Annotated in this window: 1 protein-coding gene; it reads left to right on the forward strand. The window is 74.7% G+C overall.

What is annotated here, in order from left to right; all coding sequences use genetic code 11:
* Positions 1-18 precede the first annotated feature (18 nt).
* A partial coding sequence (locus tag EN850_RS34810; protein ID WP_210238061.1) for a hypothetical protein occupies positions 19-328 on the forward strand: 310 nt, incomplete at its 3' end.

Here is a 328-nt window from a genome sequence, read left to right on the forward strand (position 1 = left end):
GCTGGCCAGGGCGGTGTGATGCGGCTGGACGGCAGCGCCGACCCGCTCGGCCCGCGCGCGCTGTTCCTGCGCCTGGGGTCGGCTGCGGTGGAGTTGACCGGACACTCGCGCGCTGCGCAGTGGATGCTGCTGCAGCAGATGGTGGACGAGGCGCGCGGCCAGGTCGCCGCCGACTCGCCGCACGCGCTGCTGACGCCGGCCGGGCGCCGCACGCTGGGCCGTTACCTGGCCGGCCAAGGCCGCATCGTGGTGGAGGTGGACCGCGCCGCGGACATCCGCCAGCTGCTGCGTTGGGCGTCCCGCGACAAGGTGAAGATCGCCATTGCCG

The sequence above is a fragment of the Mesorhizobium sp. M8A.F.Ca.ET.207.01.1.1 genome (assembly GCF_004794715.1).
In the GTDB taxonomy this organism is placed as follows: domain Bacteria; phylum Pseudomonadota; class Alphaproteobacteria; order Rhizobiales; family Rhizobiaceae; genus Mesorhizobium.